The organism is Arthrobacter gengyunqii (genome assembly GCF_023022985.1).
GTDB classification, from domain to species: domain Bacteria; phylum Actinomycetota; class Actinomycetes; order Actinomycetales; family Micrococcaceae; genus Arthrobacter_B; species Arthrobacter_B gengyunqii.
In genome coordinates, this window is sequence record NZ_CP095461.1 from 888,297 (window position 1) to 913,726 (window position 25,430).

The following is a 25,430-nucleotide window of genomic DNA, read 5'->3' on the forward strand; positions in this document are numbered from 1 at the left end:
CCGCTAGGGCATGTCGGCATAGCGGAACGCTTCGGCCAGTGCCTGCTCCAATCCCTGTGCATCCAGGGCCGTAACGTACGCCGGGGTGTCCCGCTGCCAATGAAGCCGATGGTCCTGACCTGTGGTGTGCTCGACTATGAGGAACCGTATGGACCTCATCAACGGGACGGAACAGCAGATGGCATCGGGAAGAGAAACCACGTGGTGGCGCGACGCCCTCATCTATGAGGTGTATGTGCGCAGTTTCGCCGACTCCAACGGCGACGGCATCGGCGACCTGCCCGGTGTCACGTCCAAGCTGGATTACCTTGCCGGGCTGGGGGTGGATGCCCTCTGGCTGACCCCGTTTTTTCCCTCGCCGCAGGCCGACGGCGGCTACGATGTCAGCGACTACCGCAACGTGGACCCGATGTACGGCACGCTGGCGGATTTCAAGGACCTCCTCGCAGCGGCCCATTCGCGGAACATCCGGATCATCGTGGACGTTGTCCCCAACCATTGCTCGGACCGACATCCGGACTTTGAGGCCGCCCTGGCCGCCGGGCCGGGATCCGAGGAACGGGAAAGGTTCATCTTCCGCGACGGAGCCGGCCGGGACGGGGAACTGCCGCCGTCGGACTGGCAGTCCAAATTCGGCGGGCCGGCGTGGGAACGGGTGCCGGACGGGCAGTGGTACCTGCACATCTTCTCCAAGGAACAACCGGACTTTAACTGGCGCCACCCCGGGGTGCGCGCGGATTTTGAGCACACCCTGCGCTTTTGGTCCGACTTGGGCGTGGACGGATTCCGAGTTGACGTGGCGCACGGGCTGATGAAGGACCTGGAGCTGCCGCTCCGCAACACCTTCGGGGCTGACAGTGCCCCGCTGCTGTCCTCGCCGGAGGGGGACGACCATCCGTTTTGGGACCGGGACGAGGTGCACGGGGTCTACCGGCAATGGCGGAAGATCTTGGACGAGTACGATCCGCCGCGCCTGGCCGTGGCCGAGGCCGGAGTGAGCCTGGACCGGCTGCCGATGTATGTCCGCACCGATGAGCTGGACCAGGCCTTCAACTTTTTCTACCTCCGCAGCCCCTGGAGTCCGGATGTCTTCCGGACAGTGATTGACGACGCCCTGGCCGGGGTGGCACGGGTGGGCGCGGCGACATCCTGGGTGCTGTCCAACCACGACGTGGTTCGGCACCGCACCCGCTACGGACTGCCCACCGGCACCGATGTGCTCCGCTGGAGCGCATCCAACGGCACCGATCCGCTGCCTGACGACGCCGCGGGCCGGCGCCGGGCGCGGGCATCGGTGCTGCTGACCCTGGCCCTGCCCGGTGCCGCGTACCTCTACCAGGGAGAGGAACTGGGATTGCCGGAAGTGCCGGATCTTCCCGCGGACTGCCTGCAGGACCCCATCTTCGCGCGCACCGGGGGAGCGGAAAAGGGGCGGGACGGTTGCCGCGTGCCCCTGCCCTGGAACGCCGATGGCCCCGGTCTTGGGTTTACGGACGGCGTGCCCTGGCTGCCGCAGCCGCGGAACTGGGGTTCCTACGCCGCCTCGGCGCAGGAGCACGACGCCGGTTCCTTCCTGGCGCTGTACCGGCAAGCCGCCGCCGTGCGGCGGCAGGTCCTGGCAACCAACCCCGGACCGGAGATCAGCTGGCAGGACTTTGGTGCGGATGTCCTGGCCTTCCGGCGCGGCCGGCTGCTGTGCCTGGTGAACTTTGGTGACCGGGACGTGCTTTTGCCTGCCGGGAAACTAATCCTGGCCAGTGAGTCCGGGACCCGGGCAGCGCTGGCAACTGATACGTCTGCGTGGCTGTTGACGGCCTAGCCCCTGCCCACCGGCAGAGGGCCGGTTTACGCTGGAATGAAAGCAGATCCCACCCAACCGACGAAGTGGGTTTGGCGTGACAGACTTCATTGCGCAGCGCTGGAATGACATCCTCTTTTCGAGCTGGCAGCATTTCTCGCTGGTGGTGCAGTGCCTGACGGTCGCCGCAGTTCTGGGCGTGCTGATCGCGGCTTTGGCTTATCGGCGGTCGTCCCCGCGGTCTGCGGCGGACAGCATCAGTGCCGTGGGTTTGACCATTCCATCCTTTGCCTTCATTGGCCTTCTTATTGCCCCGCTGGGATTCGGCGTGCTTCCTGCCGTCATCGTGGTGGGCTTTTATGCCCTGCTGCCCATCCTTCGCAACGGCATTGTTGGCCTGTCCGGTGTCCCCCGGAACACTGTGGAAGCAGCCCGGGGACTGGGGATGGGAAGGCTGCGGCTGTTCTTCCGGATCGAACTTCCGCTGGCGTGGCCGGTGATCCTCTCCGGCATTCGGGTCTCCGGCCAAATGGTGATGGGTATAGCGGCCGTGGCAGCCTACGCCCTTGGCCCTGGCTTGGGCAGCTTCATCTTTTCCGGCCTGTCCCGGCTGGGCGGTGCCAATTCCCTGGAATCCGTGGTGACCGGCGTGGTGGGGGTGGTGCTGCTGGCACTCATCCTGGACCTTCTGCTGGTGGGCCTCGGCCGGCTGACCATACCGAGAGGCATCCGTGTCTGAAACGAATTCTCCTTCTGCCCGGTCATCTGCCGGAATCCTGCTCCGGGACGTCTCCAAACGGTTCCCCGGCCAGGACCGCGCGGCCGTGGACAACCTGAACATGGAGATCTCCTCCGGAGACATGGTCATGCTGGTGGGCCCTTCAGGCTGCGGAAAGACCACCACGCTGAAAATGATCAACCGCCTCATTGAACCGTCCTCCGGGCAGATCCTGTTGGGCGGCCAGGACATCTCCGCCGCCGATGCAGATCAGCTGCGCCGCGGCATCGGCTACGTGATCCAGGCCGGGGGTCTTTTCCCGCACATGACAGTGGCGGCGAACATCGGCGTCGTTCCCTCCATGTTGGGGTGGGACAAGGCACGCACCGCCCGCCGGGTCGACGAACTGCTGGACCTCGTTTCCCTGGACCCGGCGCGTTACCGGAACCGGTACCCCAAGGAGCTCTCCGGCGGCCAGCAGCAGCGGGTGGGAGTGGCGCGGGCACTGGCCGCGGACCCGCCGATCCTGCTCATGGATGAACCGTTTGGCGCAGTGGATCCGATTACCCGGGAACGGCTGCAGGATGAGTTGCTGCGCATCCACGCGGATCTGGAGAAAACCGTGGTGTTCGTGACCCATGATTTTGATGAGGCCCTCAAACTGGGGGACCGCATCGCCGTTTTTGCCGAGGGCGGGCACCTGGTTCAGTACGACTCCCCGGAGCGCATCCTGGCCGAACCGGCCACCGACTTTGTGCGGCAGTTCACCGGCGCCGATGCCGGCCTCAAACAGCTCGGCCTGGCCCGGATCAGCAGCGTCCCCGCCCTGCCGGTGGTCAGCGGAACCGTTGAGGAAGGCCCGCAGCACCTTCTGGCCCGGGCACTGACAGCGGGTCAGCAGTCAGCGGTGGTTGTCGACGGGACCGGCAGCCCCGTTGCCTGGTTCTCGGTAGCCGAACTGGAGAAGCTGAGGGTGCTTCCCGCTGACCGGCAACCGCAACTTCCCGTTGTTGGCCCCGGCGACAACCTTGCCGACGCCTTGAGCCTGGTGCTGGTGTCCAGCCGTGACGGGGTGCTCGTCACGGATGCGCAGGGACACCTGCAGGGCGTGATTGATGCTCCGCTCATTCTGCAGACAGTGCGCACGCGGCAGTGGGTATCCAACGCCCGACAGGAACGGGAGCGGAAGCGGGCTCCCAGGGGACGCCCGGCAGCGGCGGGTTCCACGGAGGCGGGGCAGCCATGAGCACCAACAGTGCGGCAGGAGTTGTCGCCGTACCGAAGACGGCCGAGACGGAACAGCGGCTCACCGATGCCGAAGCTGCATCAGAGCTCAGGGAAAGCTCCCCGCGGGGGCTCATCTGGCAGCTGGCGGGGATCGCTGCGGCCCTCGGGATTCTGCTGTTCTGGCTCTCGGCAGCCGACCTGACGCAGACCGAACTGACCACTCTGGATCCGGCCACCCTCTGGGTATATACGCTGGAACACCTGCGATTGACCGCAGTTTCAGCCGTCATCGTGCTGCTCATCGCCCTTCCGCTGGGTGTGCTCCTGACCCGCAGGCCGCTGCGCTTTTTGACCGGCCCGGTGCTGGCGGTGGTCAACATCGGCCAGGCGGCGCCGGCCATCGGGTTGGTGGTGCTGCTGGCCTTCTGGCTGGGTTTCGGATTCCGGACGGCAGTGGTGGCCCTGGTTCTCTATGCGCTGCTGCCCGTGCTGCGCAACACCATGCTGGGTCTGGACCACGTGGACTCCCGGCTGGTTGAGGCCGGGCGCGGCATGGGCATGAGCGCCGCGCGGGTGCTGTTCCGGGTGGAATTGCCCCTGGCCGTCCCGCTCATGCTGGCCGGGATCCGCACCGCTCTGGTGCTGCTGGTGGGTACCGGAGCGCTGGCCACGTTCATCAACGGCGGCGGGCTGGGCGTCCTGATTACCACGGGCGTGAACCTGAACCTGCCCAGGGTGCTGATCAGCGGTGCCGTCATGGTGGCCCTGCTGGCCTTGATGGTGGACTGGATTGGCCGTGTGGTGGAGTACGTTGCACGTCCGAAAGGTATCTGAATGAGTACTGCACCGCAGACAAGCCGGGCACCACGCAGCCGGTCTGCTGCCGCGCTCGCGGCCGCACTCGCCGTCGTCGCCCTGCTGTTGTCGGGCTGCGGGCTGCAGCCGGCGGGTTCCTACGTCCCGCCGGTGGCGCCGGGGAGCATTGAACCGATTGAGGACCTGCCCGAGGGGGCGTCCGTCACAGTGACCTCGAAGAACTTCACGGAGCAGCTCATTCTGGGCAAGATGAGCGTCCTGGCCGCCAAAGCGGCCGGGTTCGAAGTCACGGACCTGAGCAACGTGCCGGGCAGCACTCCTGCCAGGGAACTGCTGCGCAGCGGGCAGGCGGACATCATGTGGGAATATACGGGAACTGCGTGGCTTACGTATCTGGGCGAGGAGCAGGGGATCCCCGACCAGCAGGAGCAGTGGCAGGCGGTGTACGACGCCGATATCGCCAACGGGCTGACGTGGGGAGCCCCCGCGGAGTTGAACAACACGTACGCGCTGGCGATGAGCCGAGAGCGGGCCGAAGCGCTGGGCGTCAGCAGCATCTCCGACCTGGCGACACTGCCGGTGCAGGATCTGACCTTTTGCGTGGAGGCAGAATTCAACTCCCGGCAGGACGGGTTCACCCCGATGCTTCAGCTCTACGGATTGGACCGCGGCAGCGTGGTTCCGGAAGGGAACGTGGGCCTGTATGACACCGGCGCGATCTACGGAGCGGTGGACCAGGGGGAGTGCACGGTTGGGGAAGTCTTCGCGACGGACGGACGGATTGACGCCCTGGACTTGGTGGTGCTGGAAGATGACCGCAGCTTCTTTCCGGCCTACAACGCCGCACCGGTGATCTACACCAAGACCCTGCAGGAGTATCCGGAACTGGAAGCGGTTTTGGAACAGGTGGCCGCGAAGCTGAACGACGAAACCATGCGGTCATTGAACCGCAAAGTGGATGTCCAGGGCGAGGAACCGGAGCAGGTGGCCTATGACTGGATGGTGGCGGAGGGGTTGGTAAGTCCCGCGCAGTAGCGCAGTTTCGGTGCGGTTTTGTGACCTGGCTTTCTTTGCGTTCAACGGCAGAGCTGGGGTTGGATGAGGGGACGCCCGCCCACTCATCTGGAGGACTGCACTGTGACACTGCCCAGTACCGCACCAAGTACAGAGACTGACGAACAGACCGCGCCGGGGATGCTTGCCCCTGCCGAAGACAGACGGGTGCTGCTGCGCAAGCGCCTTGGATTGTTGTTCGGTGTTGTGTTGGGTGCGGTGGTCTACCTGATCATGCCGCAGGACCTCGCGCAGCCCGCCCGCGCAACTGCAGCCGTTGCCGTCCTGATGGCGGTGTGGTGGATGACGGAGGCAATTCCGCTCGCCGCGACGGCGCTTCTTCCGCTCCTGCTGTTTCCGGCGCTGGGCGTCTCCACCATCAAGGAAACGGCGCCGCCCTACGCTGATCCCATCATTTTCCTGTTCATGGGCGGCTTTTTCCTCGCCCTTGCCCTGCAGCGCTGGAACCTTCACCGCCGCATAGCACTGGCCACCGTGCTTCTGGTGGGGACCAAACCCAAGCAGCTGATTGCCGGCTTCATGGTGGCCACGGGCTTCCTGAGCATGTGGGTGTCCAACACGGCAACAGCGGTGATGATGCTGCCCATCGGCATCTCCGTGCTGACCCTGGTGGCCAACCTGAATGAAGAGAAGAAGGCTCCGCGGAACTTCAGCATCGCGCTCATGCTTGGCATCGCTTACTCAGCGTCGATCGGGTCTCTGGGCACCATCATCGGAACGCCGCCCAACGCCCTGATGGTTGGATACATGGCGGAAGCCCACGGCGTGAACATCGGCTTTGGCCAGTGGATGCTGGTCGGAGTGCCGCTGGCCGTCATTTTCATGGCGCTCGCCTGGTACCTGCTGACCTGCGTCATCTTCAAACCGGAAATCACGGAGATTCCCGGCGGCAAGGAAATGATCCAGCGTGAGTACAAGCGGCTCGGCCGAATGTCCCTGGGCGAAAAGCAGGTGCTGGCCATCTTTGTCCTGGCAGCCGCATCATGGATCACGGTGCCGCTGGTCTGGCCGGATTCCAATATCGCCGACGCCGTGATCGCCATGGGCGTGGCCGTCCTGCTCTTTGTCATCCCGGCCAGCATCAAGAAAGGCGTGCCGCTGCTGGACTGGTCCAGCGCCAAGGAACTGCCCTGGGACATCCTGATCCTCTTCGGCGGCGGACTCGCCCTGTCCGCCCGCTTCACCGCCAGCGGCCTCAGCGAATGGATCGGCACGCAGGTATCCGCACTGGAAACACTGCCGCTGATCCTGATCGTTGTGGTGGTCGCGGCCCTGGTCTTGGGCCTGACGGAACTCACCAGCAACACGGCGACGGCGGCGACGTTCCTGCCGCTGATCGGCGGAGTGGCGATTGGCCTCGGCGTTGATCCGATGCTGCTGGTCATTCCGGTGGCCATTGCGGCAACCTGCGCGTTTATGCTGCCGGTGGCCACCCCGCCCAACGCCATCGCGTTCTCCTCCGGTCACGTCCAGATCGCAGACATGGTGAAAGCCGGCATCTGGCTGAACCTCATTGCCCTGGTCCTAACCACGCTGGTGACATTCACCCTGGCTGTGTGGGTGTTCGGGATCGTGTACTAGAAGAACGCGAGCATCTCCGCCAGAACTTCCTCCGGGGCTTCCTCGGGAAGATAGTGCCCGGCGTCCACGGCCCTGCCGGTGGCACCGGGCACTGCTTTGCCCCAGAGCGCCAGCGGATCGAACTGCGACTCGATAACCCCGTGGGCTCCCCACAGTACGCGGAGCGGAACCGCCGGGGTGAGCCCGGCGTCGCGGTCCGCCCGATCGTGTTCCAGATCGATGGTGGCTGCGGCGCGGTAGTCCTCACACATGGCATGAACAGCGCCGGGAGAGGACAGGGCTGCCACATAGGCATCCAGCACCGGAGCCGGAAACGGCCCCAGCCCGGCGTAGCGGCTGCCGATGATGTTCTCCACGTAGGCCCGCGGATCGGCTTCGATTAGGGCCTCGGGCAGCGGTGCCGGCTGGATCAGGAAGAACCAGTGAAAATAGGCCTCCGCGAAGGCCCGGTCGGTTGCCGCGTACATGTCCAGGGTGGGAGCAATGTCCAGGAACATGGCTTTGGACACCACTCCGGGGAAATCAGCCAGCAACCGGTGCCCCACCCGGGCTCCCCGGTCATGGGCGCACAGGGCGAAGCTTCCGAAACCGCGCTCGGATCCGAAATGCTCCATCAACAGGACGGCGTCCCTGGCCATTTCGCGTTTGCTGTACGTGGAGTGGTCCGCTTCTCCGGCGGGCTTGGACGAACCGCCGTAACCGCGCAGGTCCGGTGCCACCACGGTGAAGTGCTCCGCCAGTGCATCGGCAACTCTGTGCCACATGAGGTGCGTTTCCGGATGCCCGTGCAGCAGGAGCAGCGCCGGCTTGGAACTGCCGCCGCCGGGACCGCCAGTGTCATCGGTGCGTGAGATGCGGCCGGTAACCGTAATGCCGTTGACCTCCACGGCAAACTGTTCAAAACGGGTAAAACCGGGCAATCCTTCAGCCATGGCGCTTTCCTTCCGCGGGGCAGGCACTCGCGTGCCAAGCTGGCACCAGCCAACCACCCCGTGCCTCGGTCCGCCAATCCGGCGCGCCGGACGGGTTAACCCGTCAACTCGGCCCGCCACGCCGCAAACATTGCTCCCGCCTCACGGTCCGCAGCATGCGCCTGGGCACCGAGACTCCGGGCCACCGCACCCGGGGCCGCCAGATCGAACCGCCGCACCCGGGATGATCCGCGGGCACCGGCGGCGTCGGCACCCGCGCTCTCCGCGGTTGGGACGGGCTGGGGCGCTGGGACGGGCTGGGCGCCGGGGCGCCAGCCCACCGCCGTCGCACTGGCCACGATCTTGGCGTCCCCGAGGATCCCGACGGCGCGCTCCCGCGCTCCGGTGAGGTCCAGGTCTTCGTAGAGGATGTCTCCGTCCGGTCCGGCGGCACGGGTGACGCTGCGCAGCATGCCGCCGTGCTCGCCGCTGCGGCCCAGAACCAGCGTCTCGCGGACCAGGGCCCGAGCTCCGGCGGCAAGATGCAACCGGGTGTGCCGCTGCACATTTGATCCGGCGGCAGCCACAAAGGAGGCGCCGTCCCAGATCAGGGACGAGTCCTCGCCCAGCTCCGCGTCCAGCGACCAGCGGGACGGCACCAAATCGGCGTCGTACGCCACCTGGCCCGCAGGTTCCACCACTTCCAGAGTGACCCCGGGACCCACCGTGATCTCGATCCGCACGTCGTCACCGCCCAGGAGCATCATGTGGATGCCAATCAGGGCTACGCGCAGATGCAGCGGATCCGTGGTGCCGTTGACCGGCCGCGGAGCCAGATACAGGCCTTGGTCCAGCACTGAGAACCGTGCCCGGTCCCCGGCGCGCTCCACGGAAATGCGAGTGGGGCGCGGCCGCGGCATGCCGGTGCCGGAGGAGGGTTTAGTGGCGGTGAGGGACAGTGTCCGGCTCCTCGTCATGGGTGTGGAAGAAGCCGCCGTCGCCGTCCTCATCGGCGTGGAAATGCGGCGCCATCGGTCCGGGATCCTGAGGAGTGTGGGAACCGGTGCGGTGCAGGGAAACCATGGAGCGGACCCAGGCGCTGAGGTCATCGATGGTGTTCTGCTGCTTGCGGGACAGGGCCAGCACCGGACCGCCTTCGCGGGCCGCCGTGGCGTCAGCGACCATCAGGTCCACATCGACGTCCACATGGGGAGCCAGATCGATCTTGTTGATGACCAGCAGGTCCGCCCGGGCGATGCCGGGACCGCCCTTGCGGGCCACGTCGCCGCCGCCGGCCACGTCCAGCACAAAGATCTGCGCGTCCACCAGGGCGGGGGAGAAGGTGGCGGTGAGGTTGTCGCCGCCGCTTTCCACCAGCACCAGATCGAGCGGGGCAAAGTCCGCTTCCAGGTCTTCCACCGCGAGCAGGTTGGTGGTGACATCGTCACGGATGGCGGTATGCGGGCAGGCACCGGTTTCCACGGCACGGATGCGTTCCGCGGGGAGTACCCCGGCCGAGCGCAGGAACCGGGCGTCCTCATCCGTGTAGATGTCGTTGGTGATGACACCGATGGACAGCTCGCCGGACATGGCCCGGCAGATGGTCGCGATCAGCGAGCTCTTGCCCGTTCCCACGGGTCCGGCGACGCCCAGGCGCAGCGAACGGTTCGGATCGGACAGGGGTGACGCGGTGGTTTTATCGGTGAATGCGGTGTTCTCAGGCAACGAACAATCTCCTTGTTCTTTCGGTGTGGTCTTCAGCCCAGTGCTCCATCAGGGGAGCGCTGAGCGCGGGAAGGTCATCCAGGCCGTTGGCGTGCAGGGCGTCGCCAGCGACGGCGTTGATCTGCGGCTCGGCGTCCAGGATCCAAGCGGTGGCGGACATCGGGTCGATGGGCAGCAGTTTCAGGGCGGCAGCCACCACCGATTGGGCGTCGTCGTAACAGCACAACCTGGCAAGCGCCGCTTCCCCCACGCCCAGGGCATGGGCGGCCACGCCCAAGGCCACCGGGCGGTGCGGGCGCGGCGCCTCCCGTTTCAGGGCGGCGACGGCGGGGTCCCCGGGTTTGAGCGTGGCTGCCAGCCGCAGCATTCCCCGGCCGAGCCGGCGGGAGGCTTCGCGCTGGGCGGCCGACGGCGTCCGGGCGTCAAGCGCTGCCTCCAGGGCCGCAAAGCCGGGGGCGCCGCCGTCGTGCTCTCCGGTCACCGTGCCGAGCTCGCGGGCACGGCGGTGCGCCAGTACCGCTGCTACGGTTTCCATCCGGCCCACGGTCTGCAGCCGGGAGATCAGGTACGGGTAGACGCCGTCCACCTGCAGCCCCGCTATCACCGCCGGTTCCAAGCCCGCTGAATGCGAGTATGCGCCAGAGGGGAGCCGGGAATCGGCCAGCAGGTACGCGGCAATGACCGATTCTCCGACGTTTGGGCCGTGCCGGGAAGATGTCATGCTTCCCGCCTCAAAACAGGGAGTAGCGCTGGGTCAGGGGCAGCTCCGAGGCGGGCGCGGGCTCAATGACCTGTCCGTCGATGCTGACCAGGAAGGTTTCCGGATTCACTTTGATGTCCGGAAGCGCAGTGTTGTTCGGCAGGGAAGCCTTCGTCACGTCCCGCGTGGAGCGGATGGCGGTCAGCTTCCGCACCAGGCCCAGCCGCTCCGCCAGGCCGTCGTCCAGGGCAGCCTGCGCCACGAAGGATGTGGACAGGTGCGGCGCCGAGGAAGCCCGGCCTGCCAGGGCCTCGCGCATCCAGACAGGCTGGGGTGTGGGCAGGGAGGCATTGGGGTCGCCCATCTGCCCCGCCACAATGGCTCCGCCCTTGATCACCAGGGAGGGGCGGATGCCGAAGAATGCGGGATTCCACAGCACCAGATCCGCCATCTTGCCCACCTCGATGGACCCGACTTCATGGTCAATGCCGTGGGCCACCGCCGGGCAGATGGTGTATTTGGCGATGTACCGGCGGACACGTTCGTTGTCCGCCGGCAGGGACGATTCCGTGGCCCCCATGTAGTCCTTCATCACGTGCGCCACCTGCCAGGTGCGGGTGATGGTCTCGCCGATCCGGCCCATTGCCTGCGCGTCGGAGGAGGTGATGGACATTGCACCCAGGTCCTGCAGCACGTCTTCGGCCATCATGGTGTTGGCGCGGATCCGTGACTCGGCGAAGGCCAGGTCCTCGGGGATGCGGGGATTCAGGTGATGGCAGACCATCAGCATGTCCAGGTGTTCGGCCACGGTGTTGACCGTGAACGGCAGCGTGGGATTGGTCGATGCCGGCAGCACGTTGGCGGCCGAGGCCACCGTGATGATGTCCGGGGCGTGTCCGCCGCCGGCCCCCTCGGCATGGAAGATGTGGATGCCGCGGCCCTTGATGGCAGCCAGGGTGTCCTGCACGTAGCCGGCCTCGTTGAGGGAATCGGCATGCAGCGCCACCTGCACGCCCCAGCGGTCTGCGGCGGTCAGCGCCGCGTCGATGGCGGCCGGGGTGGAGCCCCAGTCTTCATGAACCTTGTAGCCGGCCGCGCCGGCGAGGGCCTGTTCCGCCAGGGCGGCCTGGGATACGGTGTTGCCCTTGCCGTAGAGCAGGAAGTTCATCGGCAAGGTGTCCAGCGCGCGGTGCATCACCTGCAGATTCCACGCTCCGGGGGTGACGGTGGTGGCCTTGGAGCCCTCTGCCGGTCCGGTGCCGCCGCCGCCCACTGTGGTGATGCCGGAGGCCAGGGCTTCGCGCAGGGCATCGGTGCCAAGCAGGTGCACATGGGTGTCGATTCCGCCGGCGGTCAGGATTTTGCCTTCACCGGCAATGACTTCGGTGCCGGGCCCGATCACCAGGGCCGGCTCGATGTTGTTCATGATGTCCGGGTTGCCGGCCTTGCCGATGCCGGCGATGCGCCCGTCCCTGACTCCGACGTCGGCCCGGACAATGCCCCAGTGGTCCACGATGAGCACATTCGTGATGATCAGGTCCGGGGCACCCTCGGCGGAAGTGCGGGTGGACTGGGCCATCGATTCGCGGATGTTCTTGCCGCCGCCGAAGACCGATTCGTCGCCGCCGAAGGTGTAGTCCCTTTCCGGGCTGATCCACAGATCGGTGTCCCCGAGGCGGACGGAGTCTCCGACCGTTGGCCCGTACAGGTGTGCGTAGTCGTGCCGGGTGATCTGCATCTTCAGGACTCCGTTCCGGGAGCGTGCGCGGAGGAGGAGCCGCCGTCGTGGATTTGAAGGCCGGGCACGGTGCCGGTTCCGGCCAGGCGGACGAGCATGACTTCGCGGGAGGCACCGGGTTCAAAGCGCACGGCGGTGCCGGCGGGAACTCCCAGCCGGAAGCCGACGGCGGCCGTCCGGTCAAAGTCCAGCGCCGTGTTCACATCGGCGAAGTGGAAGTGGGAGCCAATCTGGACGGGCCGGTCGCCGTCGTTGGTGACGACGAGGACGCGCGTCTCCCGGCCGGTGTTGATGTCATGGTTTCCCGGGGCGGTGCGGATCTCTCCCGGAATGAGGCCGCTCATGAAATCGGATCCGTGATGGTGACGAGCTTGCGGCCGTCGGGAAAGGTCGCCTCGATTTGGAGGTCCGGAATCATTTCCGGAACACCCTCCATGACGTCGCTGCGCGTGAGGACACTGCGGCCCTGGCTCATGAGGTCGGCCACCAGCCCGCCCTCGCGTGCCCGTTCCATCACCCAACAGGAGATCAGGGCGACGGCTTCGGGATAGTTAAGGAGGACGCCGCGCGAACGTCGGTCACGCGCCACCATGCCGGCAACGCTCAGCAGGAGCTTGTCCGTATCCGAAGGGGTGAGAAACATGTGGCCGAGTGTGCCACCGCCATGTTTCCGATGTGTTGCGTATTACGTATTACCTGCGCGTGGTGCCCGGCCGGCAGCCAGCTGGCTCATCGGGCCGGGCACCACGGGGTTACTTCGACTTTTTGCTGTCCTTGTCGTCTTTGTGGCCCTTATGGTGCTTGAGGTCTTTGGCCGCCTTGACGGCCACGGCAGCAGCGCCCGCTTTGACCGGGGCCGGAACCTTCACTTCTTTGACCTTGGTGACCTCTTTGACCTTGGTCCGGTTTTTGCGGTCCAGGATCAGGGACGCGGCAATCCCCGCCATCCAAACGTCCTTGGCCAACGGCGTGCCCTGCGCGGTGGGCCGGATTCCGTCTTCTTCCGTCAGTCCGGGAGTCTTCAAATACATGGTCACCATGCCGCCGGAGAAGGCTCCGAGCACCAGGCCCGCCAACCTGCTGGGCACAAACGGTGTCAGCAGGGTCAGGCCCACGGCGATCTCCGCAGCGCTCAGCAGTTTGCCAAACCTGGCCGCGTCAACGTCCATGACCTGGGGAAAGGCATTGGCGGCCATCTGCTGCAGGCCGGCTGCGCTTTCCTCGTCCAAGTTGCGCTTGCCCAGGCCGGAGTTAAGGATGTACGCGCCGGTGGTCAGGCGCAGCGGAATGTGGCTGATTCTCATGAGGGGTCCTCCCGTGAAGTCACTGACATCCCCCGAGCCTACGGGCGCCGGCGGCAGTGCGCCAGAGCAGACAATTCAACTTGGTCCCGGCGGCAGGCGGGTCCCCGGTACTCCTGCGGCCGTCAGTTACCTGCACTACGCGGGGGGAGAACACGCCTCGTGAGGTTCACCCTCAACTGGAAACTCTGGTTTGATGGAAGAGAAGGAACGCAGCAGCTGTCGACACAAGAAGGTCCTTATGGATTTCCTCCCGGCCGAACACCCCCGGCCGCGACATTTCATTCTTCATCTCAGCGACACCCACCTGGTGGCCGGCGCCGATCCGCTCTACGGAGCAGTGGACAGCCAGGCCAAGCTCAAGGAGCTCTTCGCCAAGCTGGAAACGTCCGGACAAAAACCCGAGGCCATTGTGTTCACCGGTGACCTGGCCGACAAGGGTGAGCCTCAGGCCTACATTAAACTCCGCGACATCGTGGCACCCTTTGCGGAGCGCATCGGGGCCAAGCTGATCTGGGCCATGGGAAACCATGACAACCGGGAGAACCTCAAAGCCGCCTTGCTGGGCGAAGCACCTGACATGGCACCGGTGGACCGCGTCTACATGGTCAACGGCCTGCGGATCATCACCCTGGATTCCACCGTGCCCGGCTACCATCACGGGGAGCTGAGCGGAGCCCAGCTGGACTGGCTGCGGAAGGTGCTGAAAACGCCGGCGCCGGACGGCACGATTCTGGCTTTGCACCATCCGCCGGTGCCCAGTGTCCAGGACCTGACCGTCCTGGTGGAGCTGCGCCATCAGCAGGATCTTGCAGCGGCACTGGCGGGGACCGATGTCCGGTCCATCATCGCCGGGCACCTGCACTACTCAACGTTTGCCACGTTCGCAGGGATTCCCGTATCCGTGGCGTCGGCAACCTGTTACACGCAGGACCTCACCACTCCGGGGAGCCGCGGCCAGGACGCCGGGCAGGCTTACAACATGGTGCACGTCTATGAGGACTCGGTGGTGCATTCGGTGGTGCCGCTGGAGGAGGACCGGACCGTCGGCGAACGTGTGGACGAGGCAGAAACCCGCCGCCGTCTCGCCGCGGCGGGCGTCCGGATCCTGGACGCCCAGCAGCTGGCTTCCGCCTAGTACCGGCCGCGGGTCAGATCTCCTCGGGGTACCGTTCCGGTTCCCGACCCAGGTTGAAGAACCTGCCCGTGATGGTTTCCGGCTGGATCTCCACGTAACGGTACTTCAGGGTCCGCACCCACGGCTGCAACGGGAGCTCGTCCGCGGCGTCGATCTCGCTCTGCGTCTCCAAGAGGCGCGTGGTGCCATGGACCACCACGGACCAGGCTTGGTCACTGAGGATTCCGTCCGCCTCGAACGCCACATGGTCGTTTACGGTCAGCTCGGCGAGCTTGGTGCCGGGGCTGGTGCGGAACAGGATGACGCCGTCGTGCGCATAGTAATTCAGCGGATAAATGCTCGGCCGGTTGGCCACACTCACCGCCAGACGTCCGTGGAAGGTTTTCTCCAGATACTTCCAGCACTGCTCAGGACTTAACTCGACAATGGGCGGCCGTTCTTCGGTAGTCATGGCCCCAGTCTGCCAAGGGGAGGCCGTTGCCGCCACTGCGGGGCTCCGAACCGAGCTTGACGCGTGATGCGGCGCACAATAAGAGTGGAGGTGGAAAAAGTTTTTACCCTGGTCATGCAGGACCTGACCTCGACCCACAGACCTCCACACAGAGAGAACGTGATGACAGACGCAGTGAGCACGAACCCCGTCGACGGCGAAGGCCGAGACACCGTCCAACAGCACCTGACCACCCGGCAGGGCCACCCGGTGTATGACAACCAGAACACCCGCACCGTGGGAGCCCGCGGCCCGGCCACACTGGAGAATTACCAGCTCCTGGAAAAGATCAGCCACTTCGACCGCGAGCGGATCCCGGAGCGCGTAGTCCACGCCCGCGGTTTCGTGGCCTATGGAGAATTCGAGGCAACCGGAAAATGGGGCGACGAGCCCATTGCCAAGTACACCCGGGCCAAGCTCTTCTCCGAGCCAGGGAAGAAGACCGACGTCGCCATCCGCTTCTCCTCCGTGATCGGCGGACGTGACTCTTCTGAGGCGGCACGCGACCCCCGCGGCTTCGCGATCAAGTTCTACACCGAAGACGGTAACTGGGACCTGGTGGGCAACAACCTGGGTGTGTTCTTCATCCGCGACGCCATCAAGTTCCCGGATGTTATTCACTCCCTGAAGCCCGACCCCGTCACCTTCCGCCAGGAACCGGCCCGGATCTTCGACTTTATGTCCCAGACCCCGGAGTCCATGCACATGCTGGTGAACCTCTTCAGCCCGCGCGGCATCCCTGCGGACTACCGCCACATGCAGGGCTTCGGCGTGAACACCTACCGCTGGGTCAACGCCCAGGGCGAGTCCAAGCTGGTCAAGTACCACTGGCTGCCGAAGCAGGGCGTGAAGTCACTGACCGAGGAAGACGCCGCGAACATCCAGGCCAACGACCTCGGCCACGCCTCCAAGGACCTGTACGAGGCCATTGAGCGCGGCGACTACCCCCAGTGGGACCTGTACGTGCAGCTGATGGATGACAACGACCATCCGGAACTGGACTTCGATCCGCTGGATGACACCAAGACCTGGCCGGAGCAGGTGTTTGAGCCCAAGTACGTGGGCACCATGACGCTGAACCGCAACGTCACCGACCACCACAATGAAAACGAGCAGATCGCCTTCGGCACCGGCGTGCTGGTGGACGGCCTGGAGTTCTCCGATGACAAGATGCTGGTGGGCCGGACCTTCAGCTATTCGGACACGCAGCGCTACCGCGTGGGACCGAACTATCTGCAGCTTCCGGTGAACTCCGCGAAGAACGCCCCTGTTGCCACCAACCAGCGCGGCGGCCAGATGTCTTTCGGCACCGACCTCGCGCCGGGCCAGAACCCGCACGTGAACTACGAGCCGAACATCACCGGCGGGCTGCAGGAAGCACCGAAGACCGCGCCGTCCGAGCTGGGCCCGGAGCTTGAAGGCCGTCTGATCCGTGCCCGCCTGCCGCGTACGAATGACTACATGCAGGCCGGGCAGCGCTACCAGCTGATGGAGCAGTGGGAGAAGGACGACCTGGTGGCGAACTTCGTGGCCAATATCGGCGAAGCGGTCCGCCCGGTGCAGGAGCGGATGCTCTGGCACTTCTACATGTGCGACGACGAGCTGGGCGCCCGCGTCGGTGAGGGCCTGGGCATCAGCCTGGACGAGGTCAAGGATCTTGGCCCCCTGGCCACGCAGACCCTCAATGAGGAAGAAAGCGAGCGGATGAAGAACCTGGGCCATAACGGCCCCCGCAACGTGGAAGGCCTCACCATGACGCACTGCGTTCCCAATGAACACGTGGTGGTCACCCGCTAACTGCGGCAGCGGTCCGCAGGGCCCAAGCAGCACGACGACGGCGGCGCTCACCTGAAGTGGGGGCCGCCGTCGTCGTTGTTGGGCTTGCTTCTCCGGGGTGACCCGGAACCCGGTTAGACGGGCGTTACGTAGGCGCCCGAGATGCCGCCGTCCACCAGGAAGGTGGACGCGGTCATGAAGGACGAATCGTCGCTGGCCAGGAACGCGACAGCCGCGGCAATTTCCTCCGGTTCAGCGAAGCGGCCCAGGGGAACGTGGACCAGCCGCCGGGCCGCGCGTTCCGGATCCCGGGCAAAAAGGTCCCGGAGCAGGGGAGTGTTCACCGGTCCCGGGCACAGCGCGTTGACCCGCACGCCCCGGCGGGCGAATTCGACGCCGAGTTCGCGGCTCATGGCCAGGACCCCGCCCTTGGACGCACTGTAGGAAATCTGGGAGGTGGCTGCGCCCATCACCGCCACGAAGGACGCGGTGTTGATGATGGACCCCTTGCCGGCATCGAGCATGTGCGGCAGGGCGTACTTGCAGCAGTAGTAAACCGAGGTGAGGTTTACGTCCTGCACCTTGCGCCACGCGTCGATGCCGGTGGAGAGGATGGACGCGTCCTCCGGCGGGGAAATCCCCGCATTGTTGAAGGCGATGTCCACCCGCCCGTAGGTGTCCCGGGTGATGTCGTAGAGGGTCCTGACCTCTTCCTCGGAGGTGACGTCCACCGGCACGAAGAGTCCGCCCACTTCATCGGCGGCCGCCTTGCCGGCCGCAGGATCGTTGTCGGCCACCACCACGTGCGCTCCCTCGGCGGCCAGCCGCCGGGCACTGGCCAGCCCGATGCCGCTGCCTCCTCCTGTAATGACAGCAGTGCGTCCTTGGAGCCGGTTCGAGACCACTTCAGGCATGGTTTTCCTTCCAACGGGGCCGCTACCGGCCGGTGGCAATGAAGACGTTCTTTGTTTCGGTGAAGGCATCAAGGGCATCCGGTCCCAGCTCCCGGCCCAGCCCGGAGTGCTTGAAACCGCCAAAAGGAGTGGAGTAGCGAACTGAGGAGTGCGAGTTCACTGACAGGTTGCCTGCTTCCACTCCGCGGGCAACCCGCAGGGCGCGGCCCAGGTCATTGGTCCAGATGGAACCGGAAAGCCCGTAGTCGGAGTCATTGGCTATCCGGACCGCGTCAGCTTCGTCCCTAAACGGAACAACGGCCAGGACCGGGCCGAAAATCTCCTCCCGGAGAACCCGGCTGCCCGGCGCCGGCGTCAGGACGGTGGGCGGAAACCAGAAACCCGGCCCGTCTGGTGTTTGTCCGCGGAAGGCAACTTCGCCCTCGCTCACGAAGCCGGCCACCCGCTCCTGCTGGGCTGCGGAGATCAGCGGCCCCATCAGGGTGGACTCCCGGAGAGGGTCGCCCACCTCCCAAGCTTTGATATGTGGCTCAAGCAGTTCCAGGAAGCGGTCAAAGACGCTCTCCTGCACCAGTACACGGGAGCGGGCGCAGCAATCCTGTCCGGCATTGTCGAACGCCCCGGCCGGGGCGGCGGCCGCCACTGCGTCCAGGTCGACGTCGTCGAACACAATATTGGCGCTCTTGCCTCCGAGTTCCAGGGTGAGGCGCTTGATCTGGTCCGAACAGCCCGCCATGATCCGCCGCCCCACCTCGGTGGACCCGGTGAACACCACCTTGCGGACCGCCGGATGCGTGACAAACCGTTCGCCGATGACCGTTCCTTTTCCGGGCAGGATCTGCAGCACGCCCTCAGGGATTCCTGCTTCGAGGGCGAGTTCACCGAGCCGCAGTGCGGTCAGGGGCGTCAGCTCCGCGGGTTTGAGCAGCACGGTGTTGCCGGCGGCCAGCGCCGGAGCAAACCCCCATGCCGCTATGGGCATGGGGAAGTTCCAGGGGACGATCACACCCACCACGCCCAGCGGTTCATGGAAGGTGATGTCGATGCCGCCGGCCACGGGGATCTGCGCACCGGTATGACGCTCAGGGGCACCGGAATAGTAGTTCAGGACATCCCTGACGTTGCCGGCTTCCCAGCGGGCATTGCCGACAGTGTGGCCGGCGTTGGCGACTTCGAGGGCTGCCAGGTTCTCCAGATCCGCGTCCACTGCAGCAGCAAACCGGCGCAGCAGCAGTGCGCGATCCGCCGGCGCAGTGCTGCGCCAGGATTCGAAGGCGCCGGCGGCTTTCGCGATTGCCTCGTCGGTGTCTTCCAAGGACAGCGGGCTTACAGCGGCGAGCACCTCTTCGGTGGCCGGGTTGATGACGGATTCGGAAGTAGTTGTTGTCACTGGCTGATCCTTTCCCTGAAGCGTGCTGCCTCGGCGATGAACCCGGTGAACATCCTCAGATCGCCGGGGTTCTGTTCAGGATGGAATTGCACGCCCAAGACCCAGCCCGGACTGACGGTTTCGATGGCCTCGATGGTGCCTTCGGGTGCGACGGCAGTTACCCGCAGCCCGTGGCCGAGGTCCTCGATGCCCTGATGGTGGTAGCAGGGGGCGCTCGCTGCCTCGCCCAGCAGTGCGCCGATGATGCTGTCCGGAGCGGTGGTGAAGGCGACCTCCCCAAATACCCCCGGGGCGGGTTGGTAGGTGGCTTCAGGCCGGATGTCGGGAAGGTGCTGGATCAGGGTGCCGCCGAGGGCAACATTGAGAATCTGGGCGCCGCGGCAGACGGCGAGCAGGGGCAGGCCTGCCTCCAGCGCCGCCTTGGTCAGGGCCAGATCGTGGGCATCCCTCACCGGCTGGCTGACGGTGAGCGGATGCGGATCGTGGCCGTAGAGCGCCGGGTCGACGTCGGGTCCGCCTGCGGTGACCAGCCCGTCCAACGAGTCCAGGATCCGGGTGTCGGTTCCGACAGGGGGCAGCAGCACGGGGCTGCCGCCGGCTGCCGTCACGGCCTCCACATAGGTGCCTGGAATCAGGGCCGCCGTCCCTTCCCACACGCCCCAGGCGGCGGACTGATAGTAGGTGGTGATGCCGATCAGTGGACGGATCCGGTCAGAGCCGTTCAAATCCACGCTTGCGCTCCCAGTCGGTGACGGCGGCTTCAAAGGCGGAGAGTTCGACGTCGGCTGCGTGGACGTAGTGGGACACCACCTCGTCCCCGAAGGCCTTGCGGGCGATTTCGCTGCCGGCCAGCAGATCGCGGGAGGCGCGCAGCGTGGTGGGCAGCCGGTCTGCATCGGTGGTGTACGCGTTGCCGGCGGTGACGGGCTCCAGCGGCAGCCGGTTCTCGATGCCGTGGATGGCGCCGGCAATCAGTGCAGCCGCCGCGAGGTAGGGGTTGAGGTCTCCACCGCCAACCCGGTTCTCCGTCCTCATCCCGGCGCCGTGGCCCACCACCCGGAGGGAGCAGCTGCGGTTGTCCAGTCCCCAGGCAACGGCTGTGGGAGCAAAGCTGCCTTCAACGAAACGTTTGTAGGAGTTGACGTTGGGGGCAAGGAAATAGGTCATTTCCTTCAATGCCGCCAGCTGGCCGGCAATGAAGTGCTCCATCAGATCGCTGAATCCGTGCTCGCGGTCCCCGCTCAGGACATCGTCGCCGTTGAGGTCCCGCAGACTGAAGTGAATGTGGCAGGAATTTCCTTCCCGCTCATTGAACTTGGCCATGAACGTCACGCTCTTGCCCTGCAGATCAGCGATTTCCTTGGCACCATTCTTGTAAAAGGCATGGTTGTCGCAGGTGCGCAGCGCCTCGTCGAATCTGAACGTCACTTCCTGCTGGCCGAAGTTGCACTCGCCCTTGGAGGATTCCACCACCATGCCGGCGCCCTCCATGCCGTTGCGGATGGCCCGCAGCACCGGCTCCAGCCGCGAGGTTGCCAGCAGCGAATAATCAACGTTGTACCGGCTGGCCTCGCGCATCCCGGTGTATTCCCGGTCCCAGGCGGCAGAGAAACTGTCATCGAAAAGAAGGAATTCCAGTTCGGTGCCGATGTAGGCGCGGTAGCCCAGGGACTCCAGCCGGTCGATCTGCCGGCGGAGGATCTGCCGGGGAGACGGCGCCAGCGGCGTGCCGCCTGTGCTCAGCACATCGCATTGAATCATGGCTGTTCCGGGAAGCCAGGGGACCAGCCGCAGGGTGTCCGGATCCGGACGCATGACCAGGTCACCGTAGCCGTTGGCCCAGGACGATGATTCGTAGCCTTCGATGGTGTTCATCTCCACGTCCACGGCCAGCAGGTAGTTGCAGCCTTCGGCTCCGTGCGGGTACACGTCCTCCAGAAAGGACCGTGCCCCGCAGCGTTTGCCCTGCAGCCGGCCCAGATGGTCGGTGATGGCAACAATGACGGTATCGATGGTGCCGGCGGCGATGAGCTCCCGCAGGTCATCCATACTCACGTTGTTGTTCTTGCCGGAGTTGTTCTTGCCGGAGTTGTTTGTGGTGGGGTTGGCGGGGCTTTGGTCGGTCATGCTCTCCACATTCCTGTTGAGGCCGGGGCTAGTCTGGTTCCCCGCGGCTATCGGATTTCGGATTCGGCCTGGCTGATCTGAGCGAATTCCTCTTCCGGAGCGCTCGCCACCAGGTGATGGCGGCTGTAAAACCAGAAGTAGGCCAAAGCAGCGACAAAGATTCCGGCTGTGATGGAGGCCGCCAGCACATCCACGACAAAGGTGGCGATCACGGCCACCACCGCCAGGACCAGCGCGACGCCGGTGGTGAACACTCCGCCGGGTGTCCGGTAACTGCGCGGCAGGTCCGGTTCCTTCCGGCGCAGCACGATGTGGGAAAGGTTCAGCAGCACGTAGGACACCGTGGCGCCGAAGACGGCGATGTTGATCAGCAGTCCGCCGTCCTTGGTGAATGCTGCGAGAAGGAAGCCGATGGTGCCCGGGACGATCAGCGCCATGTACGGGGTGCGCCAGCGGGTGGTCAGCGACATCCAGCGGGGCAGGTATCCGGCGCGGGAGAGCGCGAACAGCTGCCGGGAGTAGGCATAAACGATGGAGAAGAAACTGGCCACCAGGCCGGCGAGCCCGGCGTAGTTCACGAAGTCGGCGAGGAAAGTGTTGCCGCCGTACGCGATGCGCAGGGCTTCGGGAAGGGGGTTGTCCGAGGTGCTCATGGCCTCGGCTCCCGCGGCTCCGGGGACCAGCACCAGCATCAGGGCACCGAACACCAGCAGGATGGCCATGGCTGCGATGATGCCCCGGGGCATGTCCTTCTTGGGATCGGCGGTTTCCTCGGCTGCCAATGGGACGCCTTCAACGGCAAGGAAGAACCAGATGCCGTAGACCAGGGCTGCGAGGGCCCCGGCGAACCCCATGGGAAGGAAAGCGCTGGCCCCGGCTGCGTCGGAGGGCACGATGTCGAAGAGGTTCGCGGCGTCAAACTTGGGGACCAGGCCAACCACGGTGGCCAGGAGTGCCAGGACAGCGATTGCGGTGATGACGAACATCAGCTTTAGCGCCTCGCCCACCCCGCGGAGGTGGATGCCAATGAAGACGGCGTAGGTGACCAGGTAGACCGGCCACGAGTTCGTGATGCCGAAGAGTCCCAGGGCCTCGATGTAGCCGCCAATGAAGGTGGCAATCGCCGCGGGGGCCACGGCGTACTCGATGAGGACGGCCATGCCGGTGGCGAAGCCTCCCAGCGGCCCGAGCGCCCGGCGGGCGAAACCGTAACCTGCTCCCGCCGTCGGCAGCGTGGAAGACAGCTCGGCGAGGCCGAAGACCATGCACGTGTACATGATCCCCATCAGGACAAAGGCGATCAGGAGTCCGCCCCAGCCGCCCTGTGCCAATCCAAGGTTCCACCCCGAGAAGTCCCCGGAAATCACGTAGGCCACGCCCAGACCGGCCAGCAGTATCCAGCCGGCCGCCCCGCGCTTGAGCTGGCGGTGGTCCATGTAGTTCGCGTCTACCTTGGTGTAGTCGACCCTGCTTTTTGCCATGCCGGTTCCTTTTCGAAGGGGAGCGGAGCAATGCTGAGAGACCAATGGACTGATTTCAGTCCATGATTTTGTCGCCAAGTCTGTAGCCCGCTGGAGAATCCGTCAAGGGGCTCAGGCAAGCCAAATTTCTTTGGTCTGCTTTCAGGACATTCAGGATTAGACTCACCACATGAATCAGCCGCACTTTGACCCGGTGGCGCTGGTGCCGCGCCCGGTCCGGACCGGCAACGCATTTGAAGAGACGATGGAGCGGCTGCTCCAGGGACTCAAGCTCGGCATTTATTCGGCCGGGTCCAAGCTGCCCGCTGAGCGTGAACTGGCTGAACAGCTCGGGGTCTCACGGGCCACCCTGCGCGATGCGCTCGCCGAACTGCAGACTGCCGGATATCTCCAGTCGCGCCGCGGCAGATACGGGGGGACGTTCGCTGTATCTGTGCTGCCGGAGGTGTCCGCCCCGGCCAGGACACGCGGGCAGGGGGCTTCTGCCGATGACGTGGAGGACATCCTGCTCTTCCGGAACGTGGTGGAACCCGCTGCGGCACGGCTGGCGGCCGAAGCAACCCTGGCACCGGACGCGCGCGCCCACCTGCTTGCCATGCTGGCGGAAGTGGACGGCGCCGGCACCGACACGTTCCGGCCCAAGGACTCACGCTTCCACATCGCAGTTGCGGAGTTGACGGGCTCGCCCAGCCTGGTCGCCGCCGTCGCCGACACAAGGGCACGGGTCAGCGACCTGTTGGACCGGATTCCCCTGCTGCAGACCAATCTGGACCACTCCCACACGCAGCACCGTCAGCTGGCCGACGCCATCCTGCGCGGTGACGGGGACGCGGCCGAAGCCGCCGCCGTCGTCCATCTGGAAGGAACCGCGCGGTTGCTGCGCGGGTTCCTGACCTAGCTACTTTTCCCAGGGCGCCTTGATCGGGAAGAACTTCTCGAGGAAGTCCGTGACCCGTTCCGCGCGCTCCTGCGCCGGAACTTCCGGGAAGCTGCCGTCGTTGAGGCAGAACAGGTCCATGTTCCGCTTGGCCAGCAGCTTGTCCATCGTCTTCAGCCCGGCGTAAGAGGTGGTGTCCACGTACTTCACCTTGGCGGTTTCCTGGGTGACGGCACGTCCGGTGAGCAGCGCGTAGTAGTGGTACAGCGAGTTGGTGACCGAGATGTTGTCCTTGGCACGGAAGGTGCTAGCTGCCGTGGCGGCGAACTCGTTCGGGAACTCCGCTTCCATTTCGAGCAGGACGCTTTTGCGCAGGGGAGCGGCAGTGTGTTCCAGGTGCCGGGTGGTGATGCGGCCAAACCGCTCCCACAGCAGCCGCCGGTTCACGCGGGCGGCGTTTTCGAAGCCGCTGCGCTCGGAGTCGTTGGCGCCCAGGCCAATGCGGGTGCTGGCTTCGATGAACTTGGTGATGCCGCCGGGGGAGAAGAACAGGTCCGGGCCCACCGGGCGGCCGAAGAACATATCGTCGTTGGAGTACAGGAAGTGCTCGGCCAGGCCGGGGATGTGCTGGAGCTGGGACTCAACCGCCTGTGAGTTGTGGGTCGGCAGGACGGAGGGATCCTTGAAGTGCTCCTCGGCGCGCACAAACGTCACCGACGGATGATCGGCCAGCCATTGGGGCCGGTCCGAGTCCGTGGCGATGAAGATCCGGCGGATCCACGGGGCAAACATGTAGACCGAGCGCAGGGCGTACTTGAGCTCGTTGATCTGGCGGAAGCGGGCCTCGTGGTCATCGCCTTCGCCGACGACGGCGTCCTTCATCCGGGCGGCGCGGGCGGCCTGGTACTCGGCCGAGCTGCCGTCCACCCAGGAGAAAACCAGATCCACGTCAAAGTCGATGTCCGTGGCGTGGTCGGCAAACATGTTTTCGATGGTCGGCCAGGTCAGGCCGTGCTTCTCCACGGTGCCGCGGACCACTTCATTGGCCGGCAGGGTGCGCCGGGTCAGCGAGTTTTCCACGGGCAGCGTGATTTCCGGGCCGGTCAGGTCCCACAGCTCCAGCTGGACACCGGCCGACGGGCCGAAGGTCAGGTTGGTGCCGCTGACAGCCCGGGGCCGGAACACCCGGATGATCCGGGAGTTGTCCGAGGGCGAGAGCTCGCCGTCGGCGATCAGCAGGGTGCGGGTCTTTTTCGTGTCCACGCTGCGTGAATAGAAGGGTTCTACCCGGCACGCGTCCACCATGGCGCGGCGAAGCTGCTGTCGGTGTGCCAGATCCACGGCGATCACCGGGCGCTGGTCATTCCCGCGCACCAACAGGTAGGCGATGCCGGCGTTCTCCAGGACTTTGCGGACAAACAACAGGTCCTCAACCATGGCCTGATTGGGAGTCAGCCCGGTATCCATCAGGGTCAGGCGGCCCTTGACCAGAGCAACGTCGGACCGGTGTTCCACCCGCTGGATGACAGCCAGCGACGCGGTTTGGAGGTCCTCGGTTTCATGCTCGGGTTCGGGGGTGCCGAAATACACATCGTGTTCTGCTGCTGTATCTGTAATCGGAACCTCCAATAAGTTCGAGTGCGGGGCG

At 65.4% G+C, this 25,430-nt stretch carries 25 protein-coding genes; 9 read left to right on the plus strand and 16 right to left on the minus strand.

Features of this window, described 5'->3' with window-relative positions:
* Nucleotides 1-3 precede the first annotated feature (3 nt).
* On the minus strand, nucleotides 4-159 hold the full coding sequence (locus MUG94_RS04055; RefSeq protein WP_227908515.1) for a hypothetical protein: 156 nt from the start codon (nucleotides 157-159) through the stop codon (nucleotides 4-6).
* Between MUG94_RS04055 and MUG94_RS04060 the strand changes: the two genes are divergently transcribed.
* The 6 genes from MUG94_RS04060 (at nucleotide 149) to MUG94_RS04085 (ending at nucleotide 7,214) form a co-directional block, all read left to right on the plus strand.
* A complete protein-coding gene (locus tag MUG94_RS04060) occupies nucleotides 149-1,819 on the plus strand; it encodes a glycoside hydrolase family 13 protein (protein ID WP_227908516.1) in 1,671 nt (556 codons plus the stop codon). The two genes, MUG94_RS04055 and MUG94_RS04060, sit on opposite strands and share 11 nt — an antisense overlap.
* 76 nt (nucleotides 1,820-1,895) lie before the next feature.
* The gene (locus tag MUG94_RS04065; RefSeq protein ID WP_227908517.1) at nucleotides 1,896-2,537 is read left to right on the plus strand and encodes an ABC transporter permease; all 642 of its coding nucleotides are present in this window, start codon (nucleotides 1,896-1,898) and stop codon (nucleotides 2,535-2,537) included.
* Nucleotides 2,530-3,762, plus strand: coding sequence for an ABC transporter ATP-binding protein (locus tag MUG94_RS04070; protein ID WP_227908518.1), 1,233 nt, complete (start codon nucleotides 2,530-2,532; stop codon nucleotides 3,760-3,762). Before MUG94_RS04065 ends, MUG94_RS04070 begins: the two co-directional genes overlap by 8 nt.
* Nucleotides 3,759-4,577, plus strand: a complete 819-nt coding sequence (locus tag MUG94_RS04075) for an ABC transporter permease (RefSeq protein WP_227908519.1) — start codon at nucleotides 3,759-3,761, stop codon at nucleotides 4,575-4,577. The genes MUG94_RS04070 and MUG94_RS04075 overlap by 4 nt, the downstream gene beginning before the upstream one ends.
* Complete coding sequence (locus tag MUG94_RS04080; protein WP_227908520.1) at nucleotides 4,578-5,594, plus strand: glycine betaine ABC transporter substrate-binding protein; 1,017 nt, start codon at nucleotides 4,578-4,580, stop codon at nucleotides 5,592-5,594.
* Between the two features lie 159 nt (nucleotides 5,595-5,753).
* On the plus strand, nucleotides 5,754-7,214 hold the full coding sequence (locus MUG94_RS04085; RefSeq protein WP_227908534.1) for an SLC13 family permease: 1,461 nt from the start codon (nucleotides 5,754-5,756) through the stop codon (nucleotides 7,212-7,214).
* Here the strand turns inward: MUG94_RS04085 and MUG94_RS04090 are convergent.
* The 8 genes from MUG94_RS04090 to MUG94_RS04125 form a co-directional block, all read right to left on the minus strand.
* Complete coding sequence (locus tag MUG94_RS04090) at nucleotides 7,211-8,146, minus strand: alpha/beta fold hydrolase (RefSeq protein ID WP_227891552.1); 936 nt, start codon at nucleotides 8,144-8,146, stop codon at nucleotides 7,211-7,213. The two genes, MUG94_RS04085 and MUG94_RS04090, sit on opposite strands and share 4 nt — an antisense overlap.
* 95 nt (nucleotides 8,147-8,241) lie before the next feature.
* Entirely contained in the window at nucleotides 8,242-9,102 is an 861-nt protein-coding gene (locus MUG94_RS04095; protein ID WP_227908521.1) for an urease accessory protein UreD, read from the minus strand.
* A complete protein-coding gene (gene ureG / locus MUG94_RS04100; RefSeq protein ID WP_227908522.1) occupies nucleotides 9,065-9,850 on the minus strand; it encodes an urease accessory protein UreG in 786 nt (261 codons plus the stop codon). The genes MUG94_RS04095 and ureG overlap by 38 nt, the downstream gene beginning before the upstream one ends.
* On the minus strand, nucleotides 9,843-10,571 hold the full coding sequence (locus MUG94_RS04105; RefSeq protein ID WP_227908523.1) for an urease accessory protein UreF: 729 nt from the start codon (nucleotides 10,569-10,571) through the stop codon (nucleotides 9,843-9,845). Before MUG94_RS04105 ends, ureG begins: the two co-directional genes overlap by 8 nt.
* A 10-nt stretch (nucleotides 10,572-10,581) precedes the next feature.
* A complete protein-coding gene (locus tag MUG94_RS04110; protein ID WP_227908524.1) occupies nucleotides 10,582-12,288 on the minus strand; it encodes an urease subunit alpha in 1,707 nt (568 codons plus the stop codon).
* 2 nt (nucleotides 12,289-12,290) lie between these two features.
* Nucleotides 12,291-12,632: an urease subunit beta gene (locus tag MUG94_RS04115; protein WP_227908525.1), complete on the minus strand. Its 342-nt coding sequence runs from the start codon at nucleotides 12,630-12,632 to the stop codon at nucleotides 12,291-12,293.
* Nucleotides 12,629-12,931 carry an urease subunit gamma gene (locus MUG94_RS04120; RefSeq protein ID WP_227891546.1) on the minus strand — a complete coding sequence of 101 codons (303 nt, stop codon included), beginning with the start codon at nucleotides 12,929-12,931 and terminating at the stop codon, nucleotides 12,629-12,631. The genes MUG94_RS04115 and MUG94_RS04120 overlap by 4 nt, the downstream gene beginning before the upstream one ends.
* Before the next feature lie 109 nt (nucleotides 12,932-13,040).
* Entirely contained in the window at nucleotides 13,041-13,592 is a 552-nt protein-coding gene (locus tag MUG94_RS04125; RefSeq protein ID WP_341481656.1) for a hypothetical protein, read from the minus strand.
* Nucleotides 13,593-13,830: 238 nt separating this feature from the next.
* On the opposite strand from MUG94_RS04125, the gene MUG94_RS04130 reads away from it, so the two are divergent.
* Nucleotides 13,831-14,727 carry a phosphodiesterase gene (locus MUG94_RS04130; RefSeq protein ID WP_227891545.1) on the plus strand — a complete coding sequence of 299 codons (897 nt, stop codon included), beginning with the start codon at nucleotides 13,831-13,833 and terminating at the stop codon, nucleotides 14,725-14,727.
* A 13-nt stretch (nucleotides 14,728-14,740) separates the two neighbouring features.
* On the opposite strand, the gene MUG94_RS04135 is transcribed toward MUG94_RS04130, so the two are convergent.
* Nucleotides 14,741-15,178, minus strand: a complete 438-nt coding sequence (locus MUG94_RS04135; RefSeq protein WP_227891544.1) for a pyridoxamine 5'-phosphate oxidase family protein — start codon at nucleotides 15,176-15,178, stop codon at nucleotides 14,741-14,743.
* A gap of 174 nt (nucleotides 15,179-15,352) precedes the next feature.
* Here MUG94_RS04135 and MUG94_RS04140 point away from each other — a divergent pair, with 174 nt between their 5' ends.
* Complete coding sequence (locus tag MUG94_RS04140; RefSeq protein ID WP_279324697.1) at nucleotides 15,353-17,014, plus strand: catalase; 1,662 nt, start codon at nucleotides 15,353-15,355, stop codon at nucleotides 17,012-17,014.
* Between the two features lie 113 nt (nucleotides 17,015-17,127).
* On the opposite strand, the gene MUG94_RS04145 is transcribed toward MUG94_RS04140, so the two are convergent.
* From MUG94_RS04145 to eat, 5 genes are all read right to left on the minus strand, one after another.
* The gene (locus MUG94_RS04145; protein WP_227908527.1) at nucleotides 17,128-17,907 is read right to left on the minus strand and encodes a 3-oxoacyl-ACP reductase; all 780 of its coding nucleotides are present in this window, start codon (nucleotides 17,905-17,907) and stop codon (nucleotides 17,128-17,130) included.
* A 22-nt stretch (nucleotides 17,908-17,929) separates the two neighbouring features.
* A complete protein-coding gene (locus MUG94_RS04150) occupies nucleotides 17,930-19,297 on the minus strand; it encodes an aldehyde dehydrogenase family protein (RefSeq protein ID WP_227908528.1) in 1,368 nt (455 codons plus the stop codon).
* Nucleotides 19,294-20,028 carry a gamma-glutamyl-gamma-aminobutyrate hydrolase family protein gene (locus MUG94_RS04155; protein ID WP_227908529.1) on the minus strand — a complete coding sequence of 245 codons (735 nt, stop codon included), beginning with the start codon at nucleotides 20,026-20,028 and terminating at the stop codon, nucleotides 19,294-19,296. The genes MUG94_RS04150 and MUG94_RS04155 overlap by 4 nt, the downstream gene beginning before the upstream one ends.
* The gene (locus MUG94_RS04160) at nucleotides 20,009-21,346 is read right to left on the minus strand and encodes a glutamine synthetase family protein (RefSeq protein ID WP_227908535.1); all 1,338 of its coding nucleotides are present in this window, start codon (nucleotides 21,344-21,346) and stop codon (nucleotides 20,009-20,011) included. Before MUG94_RS04160 ends, MUG94_RS04155 begins: the two co-directional genes overlap by 20 nt.
* Before the next feature lie 125 nt (nucleotides 21,347-21,471).
* Entirely contained in the window at nucleotides 21,472-22,905 is a 1,434-nt protein-coding gene (gene eat, locus MUG94_RS04165) for an ethanolamine permease (protein WP_227891539.1), read from the minus strand.
* A 169-nt stretch (nucleotides 22,906-23,074) separates the two neighbouring features.
* On the opposite strand from eat, the gene MUG94_RS04170 reads away from it, so the two are divergent.
* Entirely contained in the window at nucleotides 23,075-23,803 is a 729-nt protein-coding gene (locus MUG94_RS04170) for a FadR/GntR family transcriptional regulator (protein ID WP_227908530.1), read from the plus strand.
* Here the strand turns inward: MUG94_RS04170 and MUG94_RS04175 are convergent, their stop codons facing one another.
* Nucleotides 23,804-25,249 (minus strand): stealth family protein, encoded by a 1,446-nt coding sequence (locus MUG94_RS04175; RefSeq protein ID WP_227908536.1) that lies wholly within the window; start codon nucleotides 25,247-25,249, stop codon nucleotides 23,804-23,806.
* Between the last annotated feature and the right edge of the window lie 181 nt (nucleotides 25,250-25,430).